The following is a 2,078-nucleotide window of genomic DNA, read 5'->3' on the forward strand; positions in this document are numbered from 1 at the left end:
ATCCACGAGGCGCGGTTCACGTACCAGAACTACGGGCTGCACAAGCTCGCGGACATGGGCGAGCACTGGGAGAGCACCACCGGGCTGCCCATCCCGCTGGGCGCGATCATCGCCAAGCGGTCACTGGGGGCGGACACGCTGACGCTGCTCGCCGAGTCCGTCCGTGCGTCCGTCCAGGCAGCCTGGGACGACCCCGAGGTGTCCCGTCCGTATGTGATGGAGCACGCCCAGGAGATGGACCCGGACGTCGCCGACCAGCACATCGGGCTGTACGTCAACGAGTTCACCGCCGGCCTCGGCGAGGACGGCTACGCGGCCGTACGCGGACTGCTCACGCGCGCGGCGGCCGAGGGGCTGGTGCCGCCCCTCGGGCCGGATGCGCTGGATTTTCCGTGAGCGCGTGAGCGGGGCTTGTGCGGGTTGTACGGCTTCTGCGGCTGCTGCGGCTTATACGTCGAGCTGGTCCGCGACCGCGCGGAGCAGGCCGGCGATCTTCTTGCCGGAGGCCTTGTCGGGGTAGCGGCCCTTTTCGAGCATCGGGGTGATGTTCTCCAGGAGGGTCGTCAGATCCTGGACGATGGAGGCCAGCTCGTCCGGCTTCTTGCGCTGTGCGGCCGCGACCGACGGGGTCGGGTCCAGGAGGGTGACCGAGAGGGCCTGGTCGCCGCGCTGTCCGGCGACCACTCCGAACTCCACGCGCTGACCTGGCTTGAGCGTCTCGACTCCGGCGGGGAGAACGGAGGAATGGACGAAGACGTCACCGCCGTCGTCGCGGGAGAGAAAGCCGAAGCCCTTCTCGCTGTTGAACCACTTGACCTTGCCGGTAGGCACGTCTGTCCTCGTCCTCGTACTCGTCGGAAAACTGCTTCTGAAACGGCTCTTGATAGCACTCGGGCGGGTCGTCCGTGACCCGCCGGTACCAAGGCTAATGGTCTTCAGGCCGGTGACAAGACGTCGCCCGGTTGTTCCTTCGCGCTGGGAACTACCCTGGTCGGGTGCGTGACAAAACCCAACCGAATTCCGCCGCGCCCGGTGACCGACTGATCCGTGCCGGTGCCGTCGTCTTCGTCGTCGGGGCCGTGGCCACTCTCGTCACGGTGGCCCCGCTGTTCCTCGGGACGACGCCTTTTCCGACATACATGTTCCTATTGAGCATGCTCATGGGGGTCGGCTTCCTCATCGCCGGGGCGGGCGTGTTCCAGGCGATCGCGGCGGGGCGGCGTCAGGCGCGCGGTGCGTCGACCGCTTCCGGTGCTGCTTCGAGATAGGCCGAAAGCCACTCCGGGAACTCGCCCAGGCCGGCCAGGACGACGTCCGCGCCCGCCGCGCGCAGTTCGTCGGCGTCGCACGGGCCGGTCGCCACGGTCACCGACAGCGCGCCGGCCGCGCGGGCGCCGCGTACGTCGCCGGTGTGGTCGCCGACGTACACACCCGCGGCGTGCTCACGCAGTGCCTCCGCCTTGGCCTCCGCCCAGAGGTTGCCGATCACCGCGTCCGGCTCGATGCCGAGGTGGGTGAGGTGCAGCTTGGCGTTGGGCTCGTACTTGGCAGTGACGACGACCGCGCGTCCGCCGGCCGCCCGGACGGCCTCGATCGCCTCGTGGGCGCCGGGCAGGGCGGGAGTCGCGGCGATGGCGATCGACGGGTACATCGCGCGGTAGACGTCGGCCACGGCGGGCACGTCCGCGGCCGGGAACCAGTTGCGCAGCTCCTCCTCCAACGGCGGGCCCAGCCGGGTGATCGCCAGGTCGGCGTCGATGTACGTTCCGGTCCGCTCGGCCAGTGCCAGGTAGCAGGCGTGGATGCCGGGGCGGGAGTCTATGAGCGTCATGTCGAGGTCGAAGCCGACGGTGGGCGGGCGCGAAATCATATGGGCCATTGTGCAGGTTGCCTCCGGCGGTTGGGCCGGGTGTGCCTTGGGCCGGTGGTGGGCCGTGCCGGTGGGTGGGGCGTGCGCCTTGGGCCGGTGGTGGGGCGGGGTCGGGGCGGTGTGGCGAGTCCGCCGCGGGTTGCGCCCCTCTGCCTGCTGCCACAGTGGGCCTGCGTGGGGACCAGCTGAGCGGCGGACTGCGCCACAC

Annotated in this window: 4 protein-coding genes; 2 read left to right on the plus strand and 2 right to left on the minus strand. The window is 70.1% G+C overall.

All coding sequences use genetic code 11. The annotated features are described in order from the left end of the window. Positions 1-396 (plus strand): MqnA/MqnD/SBP family protein (locus tag ACTWQJ_RS50765; protein ID WP_443313101.1); only part of this gene is annotated, 396 nt, incomplete at its 5' end. Between the two features lie 51 nt (positions 397-447). Here the strand turns inward: ACTWQJ_RS50765 and ACTWQJ_RS50770 are convergent. Continuing rightward, a complete protein-coding gene (locus tag ACTWQJ_RS50770; protein WP_129798464.1) occupies positions 448-831 on the minus strand; it encodes a cold-shock protein in 384 nt (127 codons plus the stop codon). A gap of 164 nt (positions 832-995) precedes the next feature. On the opposite strand from ACTWQJ_RS50770, the gene ACTWQJ_RS50775 reads away from it, so the two are divergent. Next, positions 996-1,268, plus strand: coding sequence for a hypothetical protein (locus tag ACTWQJ_RS50775; RefSeq protein ID WP_409471289.1), 273 nt, complete (start codon positions 996-998; stop codon positions 1,266-1,268). Here ACTWQJ_RS50775 and ACTWQJ_RS50780 read toward each other — a convergent pair. Next, positions 1,223-1,879: an HAD family hydrolase gene (locus ACTWQJ_RS50780; protein WP_443313102.1), complete on the minus strand. Its 657-nt coding sequence runs from the start codon at positions 1,877-1,879 to the stop codon at positions 1,223-1,225. The two genes, ACTWQJ_RS50775 and ACTWQJ_RS50780, sit on opposite strands and share 46 nt — an antisense overlap. Positions 1,880-2,078: the final 199 nt, after the last annotated feature.

The sequence above is a fragment of the Streptomyces sp. KR55 genome (assembly GCF_052245645.1).
GTDB lineage: Bacteria > Actinomycetota > Actinomycetes > Streptomycetales > Streptomycetaceae > Streptomyces > Streptomyces flavusporus.

Excerpts from the sequence above, each read along its gene's own strand:
- ACTWQJ_RS50780 (WP_443313102.1), bottom strand. The coding sequence starts at position 1,879 with ATGGCCCATATGATTTCGCGCCCGCCCACCGTCGGCTTCGACCTCGAC.